The 22,133-nt window shown below is 61.1% G+C and carries 23 protein-coding genes; 8 read left to right on the top strand and 15 right to left on the bottom strand.

The features are described 5' to 3' along the window. Positions 1-34: 34 nt before the first annotated feature. Positions 35-235, bottom strand: a complete 201-nt coding sequence (locus tag ACNQ62_RS06270) for a hypothetical protein (protein WP_418094435.1) — start codon at positions 233-235, stop codon at positions 35-37. On the opposite strand from ACNQ62_RS06270, the gene ACNQ62_RS06265 reads away from it, so the two are divergent. Beyond that, positions 206-1,753, top strand: a complete 1,548-nt coding sequence (locus ACNQ62_RS06265; RefSeq protein WP_243249979.1) for an MHYT domain-containing protein — start codon at positions 206-208, stop codon at positions 1,751-1,753. The genes ACNQ62_RS06270 and ACNQ62_RS06265 overlap by 30 nt on opposite strands. Before the next feature lie 74 nt (positions 1,754-1,827). Here the strand turns inward: ACNQ62_RS06265 and ACNQ62_RS06260 are convergent, their stop codons facing one another. The 3 genes from ACNQ62_RS06260 to ACNQ62_RS06250 are packed head-to-tail and all read right to left on the bottom strand — an operon-like array spanning position 1,828 to position 3,879. Beyond that, positions 1,828-2,619 (bottom strand): iron chelate uptake ABC transporter family permease subunit, encoded by a 792-nt coding sequence (locus tag ACNQ62_RS06260; protein ID WP_180827530.1) that lies wholly within the window; start codon positions 2,617-2,619, stop codon positions 1,828-1,830. Continuing rightward, positions 2,612-3,400, bottom strand: coding sequence for a metal ABC transporter ATP-binding protein (locus tag ACNQ62_RS06255; RefSeq protein ID WP_418094434.1), 789 nt, complete (start codon positions 3,398-3,400; stop codon positions 2,612-2,614). Before ACNQ62_RS06255 ends, ACNQ62_RS06260 begins: the two co-directional genes overlap by 8 nt. Then, positions 3,397-3,879: a Fur family transcriptional regulator gene (locus tag ACNQ62_RS06250; protein WP_005852777.1), complete on the bottom strand. Its 483-nt coding sequence runs from the start codon at positions 3,877-3,879 to the stop codon at positions 3,397-3,399. The genes ACNQ62_RS06255 and ACNQ62_RS06250 overlap by 4 nt, the downstream gene beginning before the upstream one ends. 88 nt (positions 3,880-3,967) lie before the next feature. On the opposite strand from ACNQ62_RS06250, the gene ACNQ62_RS06245 reads away from it, so the two are divergent. After that, positions 3,968-5,173: a zinc ABC transporter substrate-binding protein gene (locus ACNQ62_RS06245; protein ID WP_418094433.1), complete on the top strand. Its 1,206-nt coding sequence runs from the start codon at positions 3,968-3,970 to the stop codon at positions 5,171-5,173. 15 nt (positions 5,174-5,188) lie between these two features. Here ACNQ62_RS06245 and ACNQ62_RS06240 read toward each other — a convergent pair whose 3' ends face one another. The 3 genes from ACNQ62_RS06240 to ACNQ62_RS06230 all read right to left on the bottom strand — a co-directional run bounded on the left by ACNQ62_RS06240 (position 5,189) and on the right by ACNQ62_RS06230 (position 8,721). Beyond that, positions 5,189-6,241, bottom strand: coding sequence for a permease (locus ACNQ62_RS06240; RefSeq protein ID WP_418094432.1), 1,053 nt, complete (start codon positions 6,239-6,241; stop codon positions 5,189-5,191). Then, positions 6,238-6,552 carry an ArsR/SmtB family transcription factor gene (locus ACNQ62_RS06235; protein WP_005852780.1) on the bottom strand — a complete coding sequence of 105 codons (315 nt, stop codon included), beginning with the start codon at positions 6,550-6,552 and terminating at the stop codon, positions 6,238-6,240. The genes ACNQ62_RS06240 and ACNQ62_RS06235 overlap by 4 nt, the downstream gene beginning before the upstream one ends. 138 nt (positions 6,553-6,690) lie before the next feature. Next, on the bottom strand, positions 6,691-8,721 hold the full coding sequence (locus ACNQ62_RS06230) for a PhoX family protein (RefSeq protein WP_418094431.1): 2,031 nt from the start codon (positions 8,719-8,721) through the stop codon (positions 6,691-6,693). Between the two features lie 367 nt (positions 8,722-9,088). Here ACNQ62_RS06230 and ACNQ62_RS06225 point away from each other — a divergent pair, with 367 nt between their 5' ends. The 5 genes from ACNQ62_RS06225 to ACNQ62_RS06205 all read left to right on the top strand — a co-directional run bounded on the left by ACNQ62_RS06225 (position 9,089) and on the right by ACNQ62_RS06205 (position 12,564). Next, positions 9,089-9,748 carry an ATP-dependent Clp protease proteolytic subunit gene (locus ACNQ62_RS06225; protein ID WP_009826714.1) on the top strand — a complete coding sequence of 220 codons (660 nt, stop codon included), beginning with the start codon at positions 9,089-9,091 and terminating at the stop codon, positions 9,746-9,748. 134 nt (positions 9,749-9,882) lie between these two features. Then, positions 9,883-11,148 (top strand): ATP-dependent Clp protease ATP-binding subunit ClpX, encoded by a 1,266-nt coding sequence (gene clpX, locus ACNQ62_RS06220; protein ID WP_005852783.1) that lies wholly within the window; start codon positions 9,883-9,885, stop codon positions 11,146-11,148. A gap of 144 nt (positions 11,149-11,292) precedes the next feature. Further along, entirely contained in the window at positions 11,293-11,652 is a 360-nt protein-coding gene (locus ACNQ62_RS06215) for a RidA family protein (protein WP_418094430.1), read from the top strand. Positions 11,653-11,735: 83 nt separating this feature from the next. Then, complete coding sequence (locus ACNQ62_RS06210; protein ID WP_005852787.1) at positions 11,736-12,119, top strand: NADH:ubiquinone oxidoreductase subunit NDUFA12; 384 nt, start codon at positions 11,736-11,738, stop codon at positions 12,117-12,119. A gap of 91 nt (positions 12,120-12,210) precedes the next feature. Continuing rightward, a complete protein-coding gene (locus ACNQ62_RS06205) occupies positions 12,211-12,564 on the top strand; it encodes a DUF2155 domain-containing protein (protein WP_340287087.1) in 354 nt (117 codons plus the stop codon). On the opposite strand, the gene aat is transcribed toward ACNQ62_RS06205, so the two are convergent. The 8 genes from aat to ACNQ62_RS06165 form a co-directional block, all read right to left on the bottom strand. Beyond that, positions 12,528-13,163 carry a leucyl/phenylalanyl-tRNA--protein transferase gene (gene aat / locus ACNQ62_RS06200; protein ID WP_418094429.1) on the bottom strand — a complete coding sequence of 212 codons (636 nt, stop codon included), beginning with the start codon at positions 13,161-13,163 and terminating at the stop codon, positions 12,528-12,530. The two genes, ACNQ62_RS06205 and aat, sit on opposite strands and share 37 nt — an antisense overlap. Further along, the gene (accC, locus tag ACNQ62_RS06195; protein ID WP_132996778.1) at positions 13,156-14,508 is read right to left on the bottom strand and encodes an acetyl-CoA carboxylase biotin carboxylase subunit; all 1,353 of its coding nucleotides are present in this window, start codon (positions 14,506-14,508) and stop codon (positions 13,156-13,158) included. The genes aat and accC overlap by 8 nt, the downstream gene beginning before the upstream one ends. A 10-nt stretch (positions 14,509-14,518) precedes the next feature. Continuing rightward, complete coding sequence (accB, locus tag ACNQ62_RS06190; RefSeq protein ID WP_009826719.1) at positions 14,519-15,019, bottom strand: acetyl-CoA carboxylase biotin carboxyl carrier protein; 501 nt, start codon at positions 15,017-15,019, stop codon at positions 14,519-14,521. A 249-nt stretch (positions 15,020-15,268) separates the two neighbouring features. Next, positions 15,269-16,024, bottom strand: a complete 756-nt coding sequence (locus ACNQ62_RS06185) for an ABC transporter ATP-binding protein (protein WP_005852792.1) — start codon at positions 16,022-16,024, stop codon at positions 15,269-15,271. A gap of 60 nt (positions 16,025-16,084) precedes the next feature. Then, positions 16,085-16,849, bottom strand: coding sequence for an ABC transporter ATP-binding protein (locus ACNQ62_RS06180; protein WP_005852793.1), 765 nt, complete (start codon positions 16,847-16,849; stop codon positions 16,085-16,087). A gap of 15 nt (positions 16,850-16,864) precedes the next feature. After that, positions 16,865-18,073 carry a branched-chain amino acid ABC transporter permease gene (locus tag ACNQ62_RS06175; RefSeq protein ID WP_005852794.1) on the bottom strand — a complete coding sequence of 403 codons (1,209 nt, stop codon included), beginning with the start codon at positions 18,071-18,073 and terminating at the stop codon, positions 16,865-16,867. Positions 18,074-18,076: 3 nt separating this feature from the next. Beyond that, positions 18,077-19,108 (bottom strand): branched-chain amino acid ABC transporter permease, encoded by a 1,032-nt coding sequence (locus ACNQ62_RS06170; RefSeq protein ID WP_009826721.1) that lies wholly within the window; start codon positions 19,106-19,108, stop codon positions 18,077-18,079. A gap of 88 nt (positions 19,109-19,196) precedes the next feature. Beyond that, positions 19,197-20,561: a substrate-binding protein gene (locus ACNQ62_RS06165; protein ID WP_005852796.1), complete on the bottom strand. Its 1,365-nt coding sequence runs from the start codon at positions 20,559-20,561 to the stop codon at positions 19,197-19,199. A 231-nt stretch (positions 20,562-20,792) separates the two neighbouring features. Here ACNQ62_RS06165 and ACNQ62_RS06160 point away from each other — a divergent pair, with 231 nt between their 5' ends. Then, complete coding sequence (locus ACNQ62_RS06160; RefSeq protein ID WP_037943986.1) at positions 20,793-22,088, top strand: helix-turn-helix transcriptional regulator; 1,296 nt, start codon at positions 20,793-20,795, stop codon at positions 22,086-22,088. Positions 22,089-22,133: the final 45 nt, after the last annotated feature.

Genomic DNA, 22,133 nt, shown 5'->3' with positions numbered 1-22,133 from the left:
GCTTGAAGTGCAGCCGTCGCGGCGGCATCAGCCCTTATATACTGGCCATTCCCGTCGGATTGCTGCCCTGCAAGCTGTTGTTTCCCATGATAAAAAAGACCGGAAATTTTTCTTGGTTACCACCAGTATAACGTAAACACGCCTCAAATCTGCCGTTTTCTCCGCCGATTAACTGTCCGGTAATCAACAGGTAGAGTGCGCCGACATGTTCAAAGTAGCCCATACGATCCATCATGATCACGACCTTGGTCTCGTACTTCTGGCCGGGCTGCTTTGCGCCTTTGGCTGCTGGGTGGTGTCGCGTTTGTATCAGCACGCCTTGGGGCGACCGCGCAGACAGGCGCTGATCTGGTACTTCCTCACGGCGATCACGGCGGGCGTTGCGGTCTGGTGTACGCATTTTATCGCAATCCTCGCGTATCAGCCTTCGGCACCGGTAACCTTTAACCTACAACTGACCTTTGTCTCGCTGTTGATCGCGATTGCAGGGTCGACCGTGGGCATCATGGTGGCGGGCATGTTCCGGTCGCTCGCGAGCACGATCATCGGCGGCACGATCTTTGGCGTTGCGGTATCGGCGATGCACTACACCGGCATGGTGGCCTACCGCGTCGAAGGCGTGGTGACCTGGGACCGTGGCTACCTCATCGGGTCTGTTATTCTGGCGGTGGTCCTGTCGACTGCCGCGCTTTATCTTGGCAGCCGCAGCGCACGGTGGAGCGGGCTGCAAATGACCGGCGTCCTGACGCTCGCCATCATCGGGCTGCATTTCACCGGCATGGCCGCGTTCAGCGTGGACTGCATCGGGCTGAAACCCGGCTATACCAACCCCGAAGAATACAAGCTGCTGGCACTGGTGATCGCGGGCACGGCGACGACAATCACCCTTGGCGGTCTGTTCACCTATTTCATCGAAAACCGGACCCGCATGGAAAGCATCGAGGAGTTGCGCAAGGCCCGCGACGCCGCCGAAGGGGCGAGCCGCGCGAAATCCGAATTCATGAGCGTTCTCAGCCACGAACTGCGCACGCCGCTGACCATCGTGATCGGCTATGCGGGCTTCCTGACCAAGCTCAAGACCACGACCACGGCCAAACTGTCGCCGGGTGAGCCGATCACCGAAAAACACTATAATATCATCGGGGATCAGGCAGAGCTTTATGGCCAGCGCGTCAAATTCGCGGGCAACCACCTGCTGACGATCATCAACGATATTCTCGACTATACCAGCATCGAGCTGAACGACATCAAACTGGCCAAGACCACATTCCCCACACGCGCGCTGCTGGCGCAGGTCGAGGACCAGTTTCAGGGCATGGCGCAGGGCAAGGATGTGACCCTGCATATCCCCGACGGCAGCCTTGACGTGAACGCCGACCGTGGCCGCTGCTTGCAGATTCTGATCAATCTGGTGGGCAATGCGCTCAAGTTTTCCAAGGGCAAGGATATCTTCCTGCGGGCCGAAGTGGACGGCGGCGGCTTCCGCTTCGAGGTCGAAGACAATGGTGTCGGGATGGAGCAGAAAGATCTGGAATCGATCTTCCAGGCCTTCACCCAGATCGAAAGCGCCGACAACCGGTCAGAAGGCGGTACGGGGCTCGGGCTGGCGATCTGTAAGAAACTGGCGCTGGCGCATGGGGGCGATATCTCGGTCTCCAGCACGGTGGGCAAGGGCACCAAATTCTCGGTCTTCTTCCCGCATAGTCTGGTGAGCACCGGGCGCCCGTCGCAGTCTTTCGCGGCAGCCGCCTGACCGAATAGGGCCACCCCCGAAACAGCAAGGGCCGCAGCGTGATGCTGCGGCCCTTGCTGTGTGCAGATCCGCGCCTAGCGTTTCAGCAACGGGGCCACGCCAGAGGACAGCATGAACAGCACCGCCGCCACGCTGACGATGCTGGGCCCCGTCGGCGTGTCGAGCGTGAAGGACGCGGCCAGCCCGCCCAAGGCGGCGATCATCCCGATGATACAGGCCGCCATGGCCATGACTTCGGGCGTGCGGGCAAAGGGGCGGGCGGCGGCGGCGGGGATGATCAGCATCGCCGCGATCAGCAGCGCGCCGACCACCTTGATCGCGACCGCGACCGTCACTGCCAGCGCCAGCGTCAAAATCAGCTGTTCACGGCGCGGATTGACCCCGCTGGCCGTCGCCAGATCGGGGTTCAGCGTGGACGACAGCAATGCCTGCCAGCGCCAGACCAGCAGCGCGATCGACAGAACGGCGCCGCTCCAGATGATCGCAAGGTCGGTCTTGGTCACGGCCAGGATCTCTCCGAACAGATAGGCGCTGAGGTCGACACGCTGGTTCGGCAGCAGCGATACCGCCACAAGGCCGATGGCCAATGCCCCGTGGGCCAGCACCCCCAGCAGCGTATCCGTGCCAAGGCTGCGCCCGTTCAGCGCCGTCACAATCAGCGCCATCGACAGGGCCACCAACAGCACCCCCGCGAAAATCGGCAGCTCGAACGCCAAGGCCAGCGCGACCCCCAGCAAAGCCGCGTGCGAGGTTGCATCGCCGAAATAGGCCATGCGCCGCCAGACGACGAAACAGCCTAAAGGCGCGGCCGCAAAGGCCACACCGATACCGGCAAGCCCGGCACGTATCAAAAAGTCATCAAGCATCTTGGTCCCCATGGGCGTGGTTGCAGCTGGCACCATGGGTATGGCCCTGCGCATGGTCGTGGGTGTGGCTATGATCATGCGAATGCGAATGTTCGTGCCGGTAAAGCGCCAGTGCCCCTTGGGTGCCGGTGCCGAACAACGCGCGGTATTCCGGCGCATCGGCGACGATCTCGGGGGTGCCTTCGCAGCAGACATGACCGTTCAGGCACAGCACACGATCCGAAGCCGCCATCACCACATGCAGATCGTGGCTGACCATCAAGACGGCACAGCCCATGTCGCGGCGTACCTCTTCGATCTGGCGGTAAAACGCGGCAGAGCCGGGTTGATCCAGCCCCTGCGTCGCCTCGTCGAGGATCAGGATATGGGGTTTGTTCAGCAGGGCGCGTGCCAGCAACACGCGCTGGAACTGGCCGCCCGACAGGTCGGTCATCTGCTTTTTCGCCAGATCCGTGACCCCCGCCTGCAGCAGCGCCTGCGCGATGGTCTCGCGGGGCTGGCGGCGGGGCAGGTTCAAAAAGCCATGCACCGTCAACGGCAGCGTCGCGTCGATTTGCAGCTTCTGCGGGACATAGCCGATGCGCAGATCCGCGGCGCGGGTGATCGTGCCCGACGCGGGTTTCAGCGCGCCGATCAACGCCCGCAGCAAGCTTGACTTGCCCGACCCGTTGGGGCCGACGATGGTCACGATCTCGCCGCGCTCAACGGCGATATCAACGTCGCGCAGCACCGTTTGCCCGCCAATGCGCAGGGTCAGGTTCCGGGTGGCGATCAGGCTCATGCGGTGGCTCCGTCCTGACAGGAAGGGCAGAGGCCCTGCGCCTCGATCACCGTGCGTTCAATCTGGAACCCCGCCGCGCGGGCCGCATCGCCCAAACGCCCTTGGGTCAGCGTCGTGTCGCTTTCGGCAACCGACTGGCAACTGCGGCAGATCAGGAAGGCCGGCGTGTGATCGGCACCGACGTGGCTGCAGGCGATATAGGCGTTCAACGCCTCGATCCGGTGGGCAAGCCCCGCCTTCACCAGAAAGTCCAGCGCGCGATAGGCGACGGGCGGCTGCGCCCCGAGCCCTTCGGCAGAGAGATGCCCCAGAATATCATAGGCCCCCAAGGCGCGGTGTTCGGCCAGCAGCAGTTCCAGCACGCGGCGACGTATCGGTGTCAGCCGAAGGTCCGAGGCCGCGCAACGCGCCTCTGCGGCGGCCATCGCGTCGTCGACGCAGGCCCCGTGATCATGCGTTTCAAATCCAATGGTCGACATATTTCGCCTCCGTAGCAGGGTTCGGTGTTGATATGTTATAACGTGTGATCTATCAAGGTTATAGTATAACATTAATAGGAGCCCGCCAATGCGCCGCCTGCTTTGCACAACCCTTCTTTTCTCTGCCGGTCTGGCCCATGCAGAGGTGCCCCGTGTCGCCACCGATATCGCGCCGGTACATTCGTTGGTTTCTATGGTCATGCAGGGTGCAGGCAGCCCCGATCTGATCATCCCGCCCGGCGCGTCGCCCCACAGCTATGCCATGCGCCCCAGCGAGGCGCGTGCGGTGGCCAAGGCCGATCTGGTGGTCTGGGTCGGTCCGTCGCTGGCTCCGTGGCTTGAAGAGCCGATGAGCAGTCTGGCGCAGGGGGCCGAACGTCTGACCTTGCAAGACGTAGAGGGTATCCGCCTGCTGACCAACCGCAGCGGTGTTGCGTTCGAAGCCCATGATCACGGAGATCATGAAGGTCACGATGATCACGACGGTCATGATGATCACGCGGAGCACGATGATCAGGAAGGGCACGACCATTCAGCTCATGAGGGGCATGGCGACCACGAGGATCACGAGGGACACGATCACGGCGCGCATGAAGACCACGAAGATCACGGCGATCATGAAGGGCACGACCATGCCAAGCACGACGATCACGGCGACCACGAAGGCCATGATCACGACGACCACAAAGGTCACGATGACCACGCAGATCATGACGACCACGACCATGACGCACATGAAGAGGCAGACGCTCACGAAGGGCACAATCATGCACCCGGCGCGCTGGACCCGCATATCTGGCTGGATCCGCAAAACGCAATGGTCTGGTTGGATGCCATCGCTGCAAGCTTGTCCGCGCAAGACCCTAAAAACGCAGCGCTTTACGCAGATAACGCTGCGCAGGCCCAAGCGCAGCTGGTAGATCTTCAAGCCGATATTCAGGCCGAGCTGACGCCGCTTCGGGGGCAGAAGTTTGTCGTCTTCCACGACGCCTATCACTATTTCGAAGCCCGCTTTGATGTCGAAGCAAGTGCTGCGATCTCGCTGAGCGATGGGGCCGCCCCCAGTGCCGCGCGTCTGGCCGAGGTACGCGATGTGGTAAAGGACACGCAAGCCGCCTGCGTCTTTACCGAGCCCCAGTTCAACGCCGGTCTGGTCGAGGCACTCCAAGACGGCACGGCGCTGAAATCCGCCTCGCTTGATCCGATTGGTGCCGCACTTGAGCCGGGGGTGGATATGTACCCCGCTTTGCTGCGCGATCTGGCCGCAGCTTTTACCAGCTGTCTGGCAGAATAAGCTCCGCTTTGGGCGTCACAGCGACGCCCAAAGTTGAAACAGCAGCCCCGAGGCAAATGACCCTGTCAGTGCGATCCCGATATACAGCGCGAAGACAGGGCGTTTGACCAAGGCCCAGACGGCGATGGCCGCGGGCAGGGAGGTCACCCCGCCCGCGACCAGAAACGACAGACCTGCACCGGGGGCCATGCCCTGTCCGATCAGCCCGCCCACCAGCGGCAGCGCGGCATAGCCGTTCAGATAGGCCGGCACCCCCACCAAGGTCGCAATCCCGATCGGGGCCAGACCGCTGCCGCCAAGGGCGCGGGTCACCGTCTCTGCGGGAATCCACGCCAGCATGAGGCTTTCCAGCAGGAACGCGAGCGTCAGCCATTTGGTCAGGAAGATCGTGGTCTTGGCGGCCTCGCGCAGGAATTTGGCGGATCGCGTCTTGTCGTGCCAGAAGGCCCAAACCACGGGGTGCGATGCGCGCACCTTCGACGCGCCACAGCCGCCACTGCCCACGCCGTCGCGCAGCGGGTCGGTCAAGCTACCCGCGCGGGACAGCAGATGCACTATGATCCCGCCAAATACCCCGAGCCCGACGGCCGCGATGGTCTTGGCCACCGCGAACTCCACCCCCAGAACGCCGGTGGTCAGCACGAACATCGACGGATCCATGACGGGCGAGGCCAGCCAGAAGGCCATGACGGCAGACAGGGGCACCCCCATCGCCAGCAGCGCCGCGATCAAGGGGATCACCCCGCATGAACAGAAGGGCGACACCCCGCCGGCGAGTGCTGCGATGGCGATCATCATGGCGGGTGAACCGGTAAAGGCGCGTGCGATCAGCCCGTCGGCCCCCGTGGCACCGGCATAGGCCGCAACCGCGATGGACAGGATCAGGAAGGGCGCGACATCCAGCAGGTTGGTCGCGGTAAATTGCGCGCTGGTCACGGCAAGCGGCGCATCGAGCGCTGCGACCGCGGCCAGCACCGCGATACAGACCAGCCACACGCGTTCTCGCGTCCAGATGTGATGGGCAAGCGACCTGAGCGGGTTACGCGCGGGGTGGGGCAGGTCGGTCATGCGGCGGTCTCTTTCAAAAGTGAAACACCGGTGCAGCATTCCGAGGTGAGAAACGAAAGCGTCGCCCGCATCACGTCGAAATCCACGCGGTTGACGATGTTGCGCCCGTCGCGGCGCTGGATGATCAGCCCCGCATCGACCAATGCCCCAAGGTGATGGGCAAGGGTGGAGGGGGCCGCGTTCAGATGGGCACCGATCTCTCCCACGGTCAGCGCGTCTTCACCGGCGCGGACAAGCAGGCGAAAGATCGCGAGGCGGGTATCATGGCCAAGGGCGGCGAGGGCGCGGGCAGTTGTTTGATGTTCTGTCATAGCGCCAAACAAAACTATAAAACTAGTTTTGTAAAGATGATTCGCATTTACCGGCGCGACAAAGAAATTGCGCCCAAGGGGGGGAACCCTTGGGCGCAGCGATTTTGAAATGAATTTGGTTGGAATAGGGTCGGGGCGTCAGACGGCGATCTTGCCGCCGCCCTGTTTGGTGACCACAACCACCGCAGGGCGCGGGGGCATCTTGGGATCGAAATCGGGCCAGCGGGTGGCGGGATCTTCAAAGGTGCTTTCACGCTCGAACCCGGGGATGTTCTTGGTCCCGTCCGTGCCGGGGTGCTGCACGGCGACAAACAGCGTCTCGCCGTCATCGGTAAAGTAGGGGCCGCACATCTCTCCGCCGACGGGGCAGCGGAAGAACAGCTTGGACGTGCCGCGTGCCTCGCCTTCGGTTTCGACCGCATAGAGCCCGTCCGACTTGCCCGTCTTGGCCCAGTTACTGCCCTGATCCGTGCTGACCCACAGGCGGCCATCGGCGTCGATGGCGCAGTTGTCGGGGCTGCCGAACCACCCGTTTTCGGAGGTTTCGGGGTTCCATTGTGCGCCCACGTCCGACACCGATGGATCACCGCATTTCACAAGGATCGACCAGCGCCCCTGCGTTGCCGCGTGGTTGCCGCCGTCTTCCTTGATCTCGATGATGTGGCCAAAGCTGCTGTCGGCACGCGGGTTGGCGGCGTTCACCTCATCCTCTGTGCGTTTTGTGTTGTTTGTCAGCATGATATAGGCCGTGCCGTCACCACGGGGCTGCGCGTCTTCGGGGCGGTCCATCGGGGTCGCGCCCAACAGATCGGCGGCGATCCGCGTGTCGATCATCACGTCGCCTTGGTCATTGAAGCCGTTTTCAGCCGTCAGCGGGCCTGTGCCGTGGGTCAGGGGCAGCCAGGTCACCGTGCCGTCCTCGTCAAAGCGCGCGACATAAAGCGTGCCGTCGCTCAGCAGTTTGGCATTGGCCGCCCGGTCGTCCGAGACCTTGCCCCCCGAGACGTATTTATACTGGTAATCAAAGCGGTTGTCGTCGCCCATATAGACCACCAGACGCCCGTCACTGCTGACCGTGGTTTCCGCACCTTCGTGGCGGAAGCGGCCCAAAGCGGTGTGTTTGACGGGGGTAGAGGTTGGGTCCATCGGGTCCACCTCGACCACCCAGCCGAATTTATTGGGGGCGAGAGGTTCTTTATCGATGTTGAAACGGTCGTATTGCGCGCCCCAGGCGTACCACATGCCCGGCACCCCATAGCGTTTGTAGGACGCGGCTTCGGGATGGTCATCGGCGATCACGGGTTTGCCTTCGGCGTCCAGCTGGTCGCTCCAGAAATAGCCGTGGAAGTTCTCCTCGGCCATGAGCCACGTCCCCCAAGGGGTCAGCCCGCCCGCGCAGTTGTTCAGCGTGCCGATCACATTCACCCCGTCGGGGTCGTCGTTGGTCTTCATCCGCGCATGGCCCGCGGCGGGGCCGTCGATGGTCATCGCGGTGTCCAGCGGGGTGATGCGGCGGTTCATCTTGCCGTCGCGCACCACCTGCCAGACCCCGGCGTCGTCCTTGGCGATCTCGACCACCGAACCACCGTGGGCGGCCATTTCAATGTCAATGAGCGCGGGTGTCATGCCGGAAAATTGCGCGCGGTCCTGACGGCCAAGCCCGGGGAACATCACCTCTTCGTTGGTGTATTCGTGGTTCACACAAAGCAACCCGCGGCTGCCGTCGTCATTCAGCGGGACAAAGCCCACGTAGTCATTGTTATAGCCGAACTGCTTGAGCTGCGCCGCCGCGGTCTGGTTCATCACGTCGAATTCGGGCGCGTCGGCGGTGATCGGATCACCCCACCGCAGCAGCACATTGGCGTCATAGCCATCGGCCACATGGTGGGTTTCGTCATTGCCCCATGCCAGTTCGTCAAAGACATAGCGGCTGTCCGCGGTGGCGGCACTTGCCTGACGCGGCGCGACCATTGCCGAGGTGCCGAACAATGCGGTTGTCGCCGTGACCCCCAGCATGCCGCGCAAGATGTCGCGGCGTCCGTAGCGCGCGTTGATCACATCGCCGATGGTGCGCTGCAGATTGGGGTTGGTGGGGATGTCGTCGAAGGCTTCGAAAGCTTCGGCCTTGTTGCCGATTTCGGGATCATCGAGGATTTGGCGACGTGTCATGGCTATTCCTTTATTGTGTCGGGCAGTGCCTCGGGCATTGCGTTTGGCGAGGTGACTCGCGGTTGCGCCTTATGTCGTCGCGATGTGCTACAAACGTGTTCCGCTTTCATGACAGTTCTGTGACAGGGCGCGCGGCGGTGGGCTGTGTTGCGCGCCACCTTAGCGCAGGAACGGGCAGGATGTGGGCGAAAATCGGCTGCCGGTATCCGCGGCACAGATCAGCGGGGCAGGGCGGTGGCGCGCGGCCAAATCCAAAGCCAAGGGGATGATCGGTCCTGCCCCCCTTGAACCCCCTAGGTGGCGCGATTAATCTTAAGCCAAGGTTTCGCGGGTATGGTCCGGCGAACGGCAATATCAGGCAGGCTTTATGAACGATCCACATGATACATATATGAACACGCTGGTCCCTATGGTGGTTGAGCAAACCAGCCGGGGCGAACGTGCGTACGACATCTTCTCGCGTCTGCTGAAAGAGCGGATCATTTTCCTTAACGGGCCTGTGCATGACGGCATGTCGTCGCTGATCGTGGCGCAGCTTCTGCACCTCGAGGCAGAGAACCCCTCCAAGGAAATTTCCATGTATATCAACAGCCCCGGCGGCGTTGTGACCTCTGGCCTGTCGATCTACGACACGATGCAGTACATCAAACCGAAGGTGTCCACGCTGGTCATCGGGCAGGCGGCATCCATGGGGTCGCTGTTGCTGCAAGCGGGCGAAAAAGGCATGCGATTCTCGCTGCCCAACAGCCGCGTTATGGTCCACCAGCCCTCCGGCGGGTATCAGGGTCAGGCGACGGACATCATGATTCACGCGCAGGAAACGCAAAAGCTGAAAACGCGCCTGAACGAGATCTATGTCAAACACACCGGCCAGCCGCTGGAAAAAGTCGAAGCAGCGCTTGAGCGTGACAACTTCATGTCGCCCGAAGAAGCCAAAGACTGGGGCCTGATCGACGAGATCGTCGAGAACCGCGGCAAGATGGATGATCCTGATGCGCCAAAAGATGGCGACAAAAAAGGCAAGTAAATAAGGCGTGCGTGGCCCGTTATTTTGCGATTGTGGACCACGCACCGCTGGCCTAAGCTGGCACCGAGCAAAAAAATATATAGATGGCTGCCCTATGGCGGACACGATCAAACGACAGACCTGAAAGGGTTGAAATGGCTAATACTTCGAGCGGCGACAGCAAGAACACACTTTATTGCAGCTTTTGTGGCAAAAGTCAGCATGAGGTGCGCAAGCTGATTGCAGGTCCGACTGTCTTCATTTGTGACGAATGTGTCGAACTTTGCATGGATATCATCCGCGAGGAAACCAAAGCCTCGGGGCTGAAAGCCACCGATGGTGTGCCGACCCCGAAAGACATCTGTGATGTTCTGGACGATTACGTGATCGGGCAGGCGATGGCCAAACGGGTGCTGTCGGTTGCCGTGCACAACCACTATAAACGTCTCAACCACGCCCAGAAGGGTGGGGACATCGAGCTGGCGAAATCCAACATCCTGCTGATCGGCCCCACGGGCTGCGGTAAGACGCTGCTGGCGCAAACGCTGGCGCGTATTCTGGATGTGCCCTTTACCATGGCCGATGCGACGACACTGACCGAAGCGGGCTATGTCGGGGAAGATGTTGAAAACATTATCCTCAAGCTGTTGCAGGCGTCCGAATACAATGTCGAGCGTGCACAGCGCGGCATCGTCTATATCGACGAAGTTGATAAAATCACGCGCAAATCCGAAAACCCCAGCATCACCCGTGATGTAAGCGGCGAAGGCGTGCAGCAAGCCTTGCTGAAACTGATGGAAGGCACCGTGGCCTCTGTCCCGCCACAGGGCGGGCGCAAGCATCCGCAGCAAGAATTCCTGCAGGTGGATACCACGAACATCCTGTTCATCTGCGGCGGTGCTTTCGCCGGTCTGGACCGGATCATTGCCGCGCGCGGTAAAGGGTCGGCCATGGGCTTTGGTGCCGATGTGCGTGATCAGGATGCCCGCGGCATTGGCGAGATTTTCACCGACCTCGAACCGGAAGATCTGCTGAAGTTCGGCCTCATCCCTGAATTCGTAGGCCGTCTGCCGGTTCTGGCGACGCTTGAGGATCTGGACGAGGACGCGCTGGTCACCATCCTGACCGAACCGAAAAACGCGTTGGTCAAACAGTACCAGCGCTTGTTCGAGATCGAGGATACGCAGCTGACCTTTACCGATGACGCGCTGTTGGCGATCGCGAAACGCGCCATCGAACGCAAAACCGGTGCCCGTGGTCTGCGCTCTATCCTCGAAGACATCTTGCTGAACACGATGTTCGATCTGCCCGGCATGGACAGCGTCACCGAGGTGGTCGTGAACGAAGAGGCGGTGACCTCTGACGCGGCTCCGCTGATGATCCACGCCGACGCCGAGAAAGAGCCTGCAACCGCCGGCTAGGCATCGCATGCATGTTATCTGATCAAGGCGCGCCAGCGATGGTGCGCCTTTTTCGTATCTGGCAGGGGGCCGCCGCTTTGTCGCTTGACCTTCGCAGGGGCAGGCGCTTTGACAGGGGCAGGCATGACAGACAAGAGGCGCATCATGACAAGACGTATTTTTTCCGGCGGTGAATTCGAAGCCAAGATCGGCTACTGCCGCGCCGTTGTGGCGGGGGGCTTTGTCCATGTGGCGGGCACCGTGGGGCAGGGCGATACCGTGACCGACCAGTGCCGCGCCGCCCTTGCGACCATCGAAGGGGCCCTGCGCGAGGCAGGCTGCACCATGGCGGATGTGGTGCGCGTGAACTATTATCTACCCGACCGCGCAGAGTTCGAACCCTGCTGGCCGATCCTGTTCGAGGTCTTTGGCGACGCGCCGCCCGCCGCGACAATGATCGAATGCGGGCTGATCGACGACAAATACCGCATCGAAATCGAAGTCACCGCCTGCCTACCCGGCTGAAAACCGCGGCTATGTGCCCCGAAGCCCGCTAGACCTTTGCGCGGCCTTGGTGCATATATCCATCAAAGCTTCAGGAGACCTCTATGGGCATTCTCAACTCTCTTTTGCGCGGCGTGACGTGGTGGAACGGCCAGACGCTGAACACGCAACTGTTCACGTGGCGCAAGGGCATCAAGGTCGGCGAAGACGCCGAGGGCAATGTGTACTACCGCAACGCGGACAGCAGCAAACGCTGGGTGATCTTCAACGGCGAGATCGAGGCGACGCGCGTCAACGCGGATTGGCACGGCTGGCTGCACCATTCGTGGGATGAAACCCCCGAGGCGCGTCCGCTGGCGCATAAGACCTGGGAAAAGCCCCACCAAGAGAACCTGACAGGCACCGCCTTGGCCTATGCGCCCGCAGGATCGATCCGCCGCGAGAAGCCTGCGGACCGCGGTGACTACGAGGCGTGGCAGCCCGAATAAACGCCACACGCGCGCCCCGTGATCGGGCGCGCGCTGCTGCGACGGCCCGGCTGTGCTGGCAACGCCCTTTGACGTTCAAGGAACCCATGTGATGCGCAAGATATTGATGATGCTCGCCATAATGGCCGCACCGGTGCAGGCACAGCAGGTCGCCAGCGCTGAAGGCGGAGTTTTGCGCGCGCTCGACAAGGTATCGGGTGTGTCGCGTGACGTTGAAATGCGCCGTGGCGAAACGGCGCGCGTGGGCAATCTGAATGTGACAATGAATGAATGTCGCTATCCGTCGGGCAACCCTGCGGGCGACGCCTATGCCGAGCTTGATATCGTCGAGACGGGCGACGAGAACCGGCTTTTTGCAGGCTGGATGATCGCCTCTGCCCCCGCGCTGTCGGCGCTGGAGCATCCGCGCTATGACATCTGGGTCATCCGCTGCACCACCTCTTGAGGGCTGGCCGCAGCGGGCGCTGTGAAGTCTGCGGTTTTCATCAACGCCATCTCTAGCCGTGCGTGATAGGCCGCGCGGGTGATCTCTTGCGCGCCAAGGGACGCCAGATGCGGGGTCAGGAACTGCGTGTCAAACAGGGTGAACCCGCCGCGGTTCAGCCGGTCTACCAGACAGGCCAGCGCAATCTTGGACGCGTTGTCGCGCCTTGAAAACATGCTTTCGCCAAAGAACGCACGCCCCAGCGTGACGCCATAGACCCCGCCCACCAGCATGTCATCCTCCCAGACCTCAAGGGCGTGGGCATGACCAAGCGCGTGTAGCTGGGCGTAAAGGCTGAAAATCTCGGCGTTGATCCAGGTGTCGGCGCGGTCGGCGCAGCCGGTGACAACCTCGTTGAACGCGGTGTTGGTGGTGATGGTAAATCGCGTGCGCCGCATTGCGCGCGACAGGGACCGCGAGATATGGAACCCGTCGAGGGGAAAGACACCCCGACGCCGCGGATCGACCCAGAAAATCTCTGGGTCGTCGCGGTGTTCGGCCATGGGGAAAATCCCGATGGAATAGCCGTGTAATAACAGCTCGGGCGTGAGGTCAGGCATTGCCCAAGTTGGTTTCAAGCCAATGCTCTAGCCAGTGGATGTTGTAATCCCCTGTCAGCACGTCTTGTTCGTCCAGCAGCGCATGAAACAGCGGCACCGTGGTGTCGACCCCATCCACGATCAGCTCGCCCAAGGCGCGACGCAGACGCGCCAGCGCTTCGGGGCGGTCGCGCCCGTGGACGATCAGCTTGCCGATCAGGCTGTCGTAATAGGGCGGGATTTTATAGCCGTCATACAGCGCACTATCCATCCGCACACCAAGCCCGCCTGGGGCGTGATACTGCGTGATCTTGCCCGGGCAGGGCGAGAAGTTCGGCAGTTTCTCGGCGTTGATCCGGACCTCGATCGCGTGGCCGTTGATCTGCAGGTCTTCTTGGGTAAAGGACATGTCCATACCGGCAGCAACGCGGATCTGTTCGCGCACCAGATCGACCCCGAAGATGCCTTCGGTCACAGGGTGTTCCACCTGCAAACGCGTGTTCATCTCGATGAAGTAGAATTCGCCGTTTTCATAGAGGAATTCGATCGTGCCCGCACCGATGTAGTTGATGTTGGCCATCGCATCGGCACAGACTTTACCGATCCGCGCGCGTTCTTCGGCGGTGATCGACGGGCCGGGGGCCTCTTCGAAAACTTTCTGGTGACGGCGTTGCAGCGAACAGTCCCGCTCGCCCAGGTGGACAGCACGGCCCTTGCCGTCGCCAAAGACCTGAATCTCGATGTGGCGGGGCGTGGTGAGGTATTTCTCGATATAGACTTCGTCATTGCCGAAGTTCGATTTACCCTCGGCGCGGGCGGTCATGAAGGCACGTTCCATTTCAGCGGCGGATTGCGCCACTTTCATGCCCTTGCCCCCCCCACCGGCGGTCGCCTTGATGATCACCGGATAGCCTATTTCCTCACCGATACGCTTGGCTTCGGCCAATGTGGGCACGCCGCCGTCAGACCCGGGAACGCAAGGCACGCCAAGCTCTTTCATGGTGTCTTTGGCGGTGATCTTGTCGCCCATGATGCGGATGTGTTCCGCTGTGGGGCCGATGAAGGTCAGGTCGTGGTCTTCGACGATCTGCACAAAGCCCGCGTTTTCCGACAAGAAACCGTATCCGGGGTGGATCGCTTCGGCACCGGTGATCTCGCAGGCGGCGATGATCGACGGGATCGACAGATAGGATTGCTGCGAAGAGGGCGGGCCGATGCAGACAGATTCGTCTGCCATGCGCACATGCATCGCATCGCTGTCAGCCGTCGAATGGACGGCGACAGACCCGATGCCCATCTCGCGGGCCGCACGGATCACGCGCAACGCGATCTCGCCGCGGTTTGCGACTAGGATTTTTTTGAACATGGGTTTCGCCTTATTCCAGGATCACCAAAGGCGCGCCGAATTCAACGGCGGCGCCGTCTTCTACCAGGATCCGCTTGACCGTGCCGGAGCGTGGCGCAGGGATGTGGTTCATGGTTTTCATCGCTTCGACGATCAACAGAGTGTCGCCTTCGGAAACGCTTGTCCCGACAGAGATAAACGCGGGCGCGCCGGGTTCGGCTTGCATATAGACGGTGCCCACCATCGGAGAGACGACTGCGCCGGGGTGATCCGCCGGGTCGCTGTTGTCTGCGGCAGGGGCTGCTGCCGCTGCTGGGGCCGCGGGGGCGGGGGCTGCATATTGTGCAGGGGCCGACTGCGCCTGTTGCGGCGCGACGATTTGTTGTGGGGGTTTACGGCTGACGCGCACATTCAGGCTGTCATCCTCGGCGTAATCCCGCTTGACCTGCAATTCGGTCAGATCGTTTTCATTCAGCAACTCGGCGAGCGCCTGGATAAAAGCCACATCGGCGTCATGGGTGTTTTTTGTCATATTTTCCTCAGCCAGTCTAAGTCGATCGGGCGCTGCCTGTGCCCTTGAATTGCTGCCTTATAGGGCATGGGCGCAGGCATGAAAAGCAAGCAGTTGCCTAACGTAAGCTTGGCCGCGCAAAGCGCGGGATCGGGCAGCGGATCGGGGCGAGGGATATGGGGGATGTGACAGGGGGACGCGGGCGCGGGAAAATGCCGGTGTGAAACATATGTTTCGTCTGTTTTTCCCGCGCGCGTCGAGTCTTGGCCGTCAGATTGCCAGATATTCGGCACGCAGTTCGGCGTTGTTCAGCACCTCTTCGGCGGTGCCGTCAAACACCACGCCGCCGGTATCAAGGATCACCGCACGATCCGCGAGTTTAAGCGCACGCACCGCGTTTTGTTCGACCAGAATGGTGGTGATGCCTTGGGATTTGATCAGCGACAGGGTCTTTTCGATCTCGTCCACGATGACGGGGGCAAGCCCCTCATAGGGTTCATCCAGCAGCAGCACCTTGATGTCACGGGCCAGTGCGCGGGCAATCGCCAGCATCTGTTGTTCGCCGCCCGACAGGGTCACGCCCTCTTGCTTGCGGCGTTCCTTGAGGCGGGGGAATAATTCGTAGATGCGGTCAAGCGACCAGCCGATGGGCGGGGCGATCTGCGCCAGTTGCAGGTTTTCCTCGACCGTGAGACCCGCGATGATGCGGCGGTCTTCGGGGACCAGCGCCAGACCGTTGGCGGCGGCCTCGTGGCTGGCCATCTTGTGCAGCGGCTGGTGGTCCAGCCAGACCTCGCCTTTGCGCAACTCGGGATCGCCGATCTGGGCGATGGCCCGCAGGGTAGAGGTTTTCCCCGCCCCGTTGCGGCCCAGAAGCGCCAGAATTTCGCCTTCATGCACGTTAAAGCTGACGCCCTGCACGATGTAGCTTTCGCCGTAATAGGCGTGGATGTCCCAGACCGAAAGATAGGCGGGGGCGGTAGCGGCGTGGTTGGCGCTGTTCGAGAAATCGGGTTTCGTGTTCATAGTCTTGTCCTTGCAAAGCCGTGGAAGCGGGGCGACGCGGGAGGGGGGAGCCCCCGCGCGTCAGGCGGCGTCCTGGGATTCGCCCAAATACGCCTCGCGCACCTTGGGGTGGCCTTTGATGTTGTCGGGGGTGTCTTCGACCAGCGGGGTGCCTTGCGCCAACACGGTGATCCGTTCCGCCAGCGAGAACACCACATGCATGTCGTGTTCGATGATGGCGATGGTGATGTCGCGTTCGTCCTTGATCTGTTTCAGCAGGTCGATGGTATTGTTGGTATCGGCCCGCGCCATACCCGCTGTGGGTTCATCCAGCAGCAGCAGGCGCGGGTCTTGAGACAGGCACATCGCGATTTCCAACCGACGTTTGTCCCCGCGCGACATAGAGGCCGCGTGCATATGGCGCTTGTCGGCGAGCTTCATCTCGACCAGCATCTCCTCGGCTTTTTCGATCACGTCACGTTGGCTCGACATCGCGGTGAGCGCGTTCATTTGGAACGCCCCGTCACGTTTGGCAAAGCAGGGGATCATCATGTTCTCCTGCACGCTGAGATCACCAAAGATCTCGGGCGTCTGGAATACGCGGGAAATCCCCATCTGGTTGATCTCGTAGGGTTTGCGCCCCAGCACCGACTGCCCGTCGAACATGACCGATCCTGTATCGGGGATCAGCTTGCCCACCAGACAGTTCAGCAGCGTGGATTTGCCCGCCCCGTTCGGCCCGATGATCGCATGGACCGAGTTTTCCGCGACGCTGAGGTTTACGTCGCTCAGCGCTTGCAACCCGCCGAAACGTTTGCCGACATTTTTGACTTCGAGAATGGCCATCTGTTCAGCTCCTTCTTATTCGGCTGGGGGTGTGTTGCGTTGTGCGGCGGCGTCTGCCTCGACCGATCCGGCGTTCCGGTCCTTGCGGCGGAACACGCGACCGATACGTTGACCGCCTTCGACCAGACCACCGGGCAGGAAGATCACGACCAGCATGAACAGCAGGCCCAGCGTCAGGTGCCAGCCCTTGCCCACAAAGGGGTGGATCAGCGTGATCAGCGTGTCTTCCAGCCCGTCAGGCATAAAGGCGAACCAACCGTGCAGGACGTTATCGTTGATCTTGGAAAAGATGTTTTCAAAGTACTTGATAAAGCCCGCGCCCAGAACCGGCCCCAGAAGGGTGCCCGCACCACCAAGGATGGTCATCAGAACAACCTCGCCCGAGGCGGTCCACTGCATCCGTTCAGCACCGGCAAGCGGGTCCATTGCGGCCAGCAGGCCACCGGCCAGACCGGCATACATGCCAGAGATGACAAAGGCCGCCAGCGTGTAGGGTTTGGTGTTCAGGCCCGTGTAGTTCATCCGTTGCTGGTTCGATTTCACCGCCCGCAGCATCATGCCGAAAGGCGACCGGAACACGCGGATCGAGATATAGAACGCCAGCAGCATGATCACGGCACACAGGTAATAGCCGACCGAGAAGGTGAAGGACCACGCCCCGAAATCCAGCGTCGTCGCCGCATTCATCTGCGCCCCGAACAGATTGGGGTAGCTGGGTGCATTCGCCCCATCAAGGATACGCGGATCGCTCAGTGCGATTTGCAGGCCGGTTTCGCCATTGGTGATCGGCGTCAGCACCGAATAGGCAAGGTTGAACGACATCTGCGCAAAGGCCAGCGTCAGGATCGAAAAGTAGATCCCCGACCGGCGCAGCGAGACAAAGCCGATCACGACAGAGAAAAGCCCCGCCACGATCACCGACAAAAGGATCGCGGGGATCACGTTCATCGACAAGAGCTTCATCATCCACACGGCAGAGTAGGAACCGACCCCCAGAAAGGCCGCGTGACCAAAGGAGAGGTATCCGGTCAGTCCGAACAGAATGTTGAACCCGATGGCAAAGATGCCAAAGATCACAAAGCGTTGCATCAGGTCGGGGTAGCCCGCGTTGAACTGCGCCAGCCCTGATCCGGCGGGGAAGGGGTTGAGGATGATAGGGGCTGCCATGGTCAGGAATGCCACCACCAACAGCAGGAGAAAGTCTTTTTTCGTGAGTGAGTGCATGGGTTATTCCTCCATCACGCCTTTGCGGCCCATCAGGCCACGGGGGCGTGTCAGCAAGATGAGTATCGCGACAACGTAAATGATGATCTGGTCAATACCGGGCAGGATGTTCTTGACCTCGTTCATAGAGGCAAAGCTTTCCAGAATACCCAGCAAGAACCCCGCCAGCACGGCACCGGGCAGCGACCCCATGCCGCCGACAACGACGACCACAAAGCTCAGCACCAGAAAATCCATACCCATGTGGTAGTTGGGCGAATTGATCGGCGCGTACATGACACCGGCCAGACCGGCGACCGCCGCAGCGATGCCGAACATGATGGTGAAACGTTTGTCGATGTTGATGCCCAGCAGACCGACAGTCTCGCGGTCGGCCATACCGGCGCGCACAACCATCCCGAAGGTGGTGAACTGCAAGAAGGCAAAAACACCGCCGATGATTACCGCCGAGAAAGCGAAATAGATCAGACGCCAGTAGGGGTAGATGATCGCATTGGGATCAAAGCCCAGCATCACGCCAAAGTCGAACGACCCGCGAAACGCCTCCGGGGCGGAGGTGGGGATCGGGTTCGCGCCGTAGAAATACTTGATCACCTCTTGCAACACGATCGCCAGACCGAAGGTTACCAGAATCTGGTCGGCATGGGGGCGCTTGTAGAAATGTTTGATCAACCCGCGCTCCATGACAAAGCCGATGGCCAGCATGATCGGCACGGCAAAGAGGATCGACAGGGGAACGGACCAATCCAGCATCCAGGCACCGGCGGTCTCTCCGAACCAGTCCTTGATATAGAGAATGTCCTCGTATTTCGGCTTGCCCAGAAAATCGACGCCGGACGGTTCCGATGCCTTATGGCTGAGCGTGAAAATCTTGCTTAGCGTGACGGCGCAGAAGGCACCGATCATGAACAGCGCCCCATGGGCAAAGTTCACGACACCCAGCGTGCCGAAAATCAACGTCAGACCAAGCGCGATGAGCGCATAGGCTGAACCTTTGTCCAACCCGTTAAGAAGTTGCAAAAGAATGGCGTCCATCGCGGTGCCCTCGAATTTTTAAGAAGTGAAAGGCGGAAAAGCCCGCCGGCAAGGTAAGGCAGGGGTCGCCCCCTGCCTTAGACTTGATTTACGCGCCGGGGTTGCAGTCGCCCAACTCGCCGCCCGCAAACATCGGGTGGTCAGGTGCATAGGTGACCTGATCGGCTGGGGTGACTTCGACGATTTCCACGAGATCGAATTCATTCTCGGGGTTCTCTTTGCCGCGCACGACCACAACGTCCTTAAAGCACTGGTGGTCATCGGCGCGGTACAGCGTCGGGCCGTTGCCCAGACCGTCGAATTCGAACCCGGCAAGGGCTTCGCCGACGGCGCAGGGATTGAACGACCCGGCACGGGCCACCGCATCCGCGTACAGCAGCGTCTGCGCATAGCAGGTCTGAGCCGCCTGGCTGGGGGGGAAGCCGTATTTTTCGCCAAAGGATTGAACGAAAGCGTTGGTGCCCTTGTAGCGGTCGCCCATCTGGTTCTCGAGCTTCCAGTCCCAGTTCTGCGAGCCGACGATACCGGTGATATTCTCACCCGCACCACGGGCCATCAGCTCTGAATAGAGCGGTACGACGATTTCGAAGTTCTTGCCGTTCACCTGCTTTTCGCGCAGGCCGAACTGCACGGCGTTGGTCAGCGAGTTGACCATGTTTCCGCCGTAGTGGTTGAGCACCAGAACATCCGCACCGGAGTTCAGGACAGGCGCGATATAGGACGAGAAATCGGTCGCGGCGAGCGGCGTGCGCACGTCGTTGATGGTTTCCCAGCCCATGGCTTCGGTCGCGGCCTGAATGGATTCCTGCTGCGTCCAGCCCCAGGTGTAGTCGGCTGTCAGGCTGTAGACCTTGCGATCGTCGCCATAGAGGTTTTTCAGCACCGGTGCCAAAGCGGCAGCGGACATATAGGCGTTGAAGAAGTGACGGAAGCCGTTGGCTTTCTTGTCTTTACCCGTGGTGTCGTTCGAGTGGGTCAGACCCGACATAAAGATCACGCCGGCCTCTTGGCACAGGCCCTGCACCGCAACCGCCACGCCCGAGCTTGAGCCGCCCGAGATCATGATTGCGCCGTCTTTCTGGATCATCGACTGCGCCGATGCGCGGGCCGCGTCCGATTTGGTCTGCGTGTCGCCGGTCACGAACTGGACTTTCTTGCCCATGATCCCGTTACCTTCCAGCGCCTTCGAGCTGAAGGTGTTCAGCATACCGCCGTCGCCCTGACCGTTCAGGTGCTCGACCGCCAGCTCGAACGCGCGCAGCTCGTCTGCGCCTTCGTCCGCGTAGGGGCCTGATTGGGGTACGTTAAAGCCAAGCGTCACCGTGTCGCCCGTTGGCGCGTTGGTAAAGCCGGAATGCGCGGCCGCGCTTAGATACGTCGGCAGCGCCAGACCGGCCCCGGCAGCAGCGCCGGTTTTGATCACGCCACGACGCGTCAAGTTAGAAAATGACATGTATTTCCTCCCAAATGTTGAAATCACGGCCCGATTATTTTTCCGGGTCCATGATGCACAGAGGTGCAAATATGATATGAGAGGAAAACTGAAAACCGATCAACAAGCCCCTTGATAAAAACAACTATTCTGTAAATATATTCGCACAGGTTGAGGGGGAGTTGTAAATTTAATGATATTGCAGCGCAGAAAGCCGTTGATAACGCGATATAATTCGCGCGGGGGTGCCGCGTGACCCGTGATGCGCTGACCGGCAGCCGTATCCGTGAACGTCGGGTGATGGCGGGGCAGAAACAGGCGGACCTTGCCAAGCGGATCGGCATCTCGGCCAGCTATCTGAATCTTATTGAGCACAACCGTCGCAGAATCGGCGGGAAACTGCTTCTTAACATCGCGGCCGCCCTTGGGGTGGAGCCGACGGCGTTGACCGAAGGGGCGGAGGCGGCGCTGATCGCCACCCTGCGCGAGGCAGCTGATGATGCGCGGCTCAGCGGGCCAGAGGCGACCCGCGCCGATGAATTTGCCGGGCGGTTCCCGGGCTGGGCCGATGTGCTGGCCAACGCGCAGCGCCGGATCGCGACGTTGGAGCGTACGGTCGAAACCCTGACCGACCGGCTGGCCCATGACCCGCATCTGGCCGCCTCTATGCACGAACTGCTGACGACCGCTGCCGCGATCCGGTCCACCGCGTCGATTTTGGCCGATACCAAAACGCTAGAACCCGAATGGCGCGACCGGTTTCACATCAACATCGATCAGGACAGCCGTCGCCTTGCCGATAGCGCGCAGGCGCTTGTGGGCTATCTTGAGGCCGACCCCGAAATCACCCCCGCCGCCGATTCCCCGCAAGAGGAGGTAGAGGCGTTTCTGGCCGCACATCGCTATCGTTTTGCCACGCTTGAGGTCACCGAAGGGGATGCGGATGCCATCGACAAGCTGATCCAGACCGCCCCCGAACTGCAAAGCGTGGCCGCGCGTCACATCGCGCGCGATGTGTTGCAGCAGATCGCCATTGATGCCGAAGCCCTGCCGATCACACGGCTGACACAGGCGCTTGACCGGCTTGGACCCGACCCCGTGGCGCTTGGTGCAGAGCTGCGCCAGCCCGTGGCCCGCGTCTTGCGGCGCATGGCAACGGTGCCGGAACTGGGGGCAGGGCTGGTGATCTGCGACCGGTCGGGCACGTTGATCTTTCGCAAATCCATCGACGGTTTCGTCGTGCCGCGCTTTGGGGCCTGTTGCCCGCTTTGGCCGCTGTTCGCCGTTCTGGGCAGCCCGGGCATGGTGCAGAAACAACGGGTCGCGCAATTGGGGCGGGGCCATTCCGCCTTTGACTGTTTTGCCACCTGCGAGACGCAAAACGTGCGCGATTACAACGCGGTACCCTTGCTTCATTCGGTGATGTTGATCCTGCCCGCAGGGCCCGACAGCGCGCCCGCGCTTGATGTGGGGGCCACCTGTCGCGTCTGCCCGCGCGCGGCCTGTCCGGCGCGGCGCGAACCGTCGATCCTGAATGACGGGGTCTAGCGCGGGGCAACAGGCTTTTGACAGGGCAGGGTTTTCCGTGCATCT

Origin of the sequence: Sulfitobacter sp. SBS6 (assembly GCF_048285585.1) — a bacterium.
Lineage (GTDB): Bacteria > Pseudomonadota > Alphaproteobacteria > Rhodobacterales > Rhodobacteraceae > Sulfitobacter > Sulfitobacter pontiacus.
The sequence above is the reverse complement of the archived record's forward strand: the minus strand, read 5'-3'. Positions and strand labels throughout refer to the sequence as shown.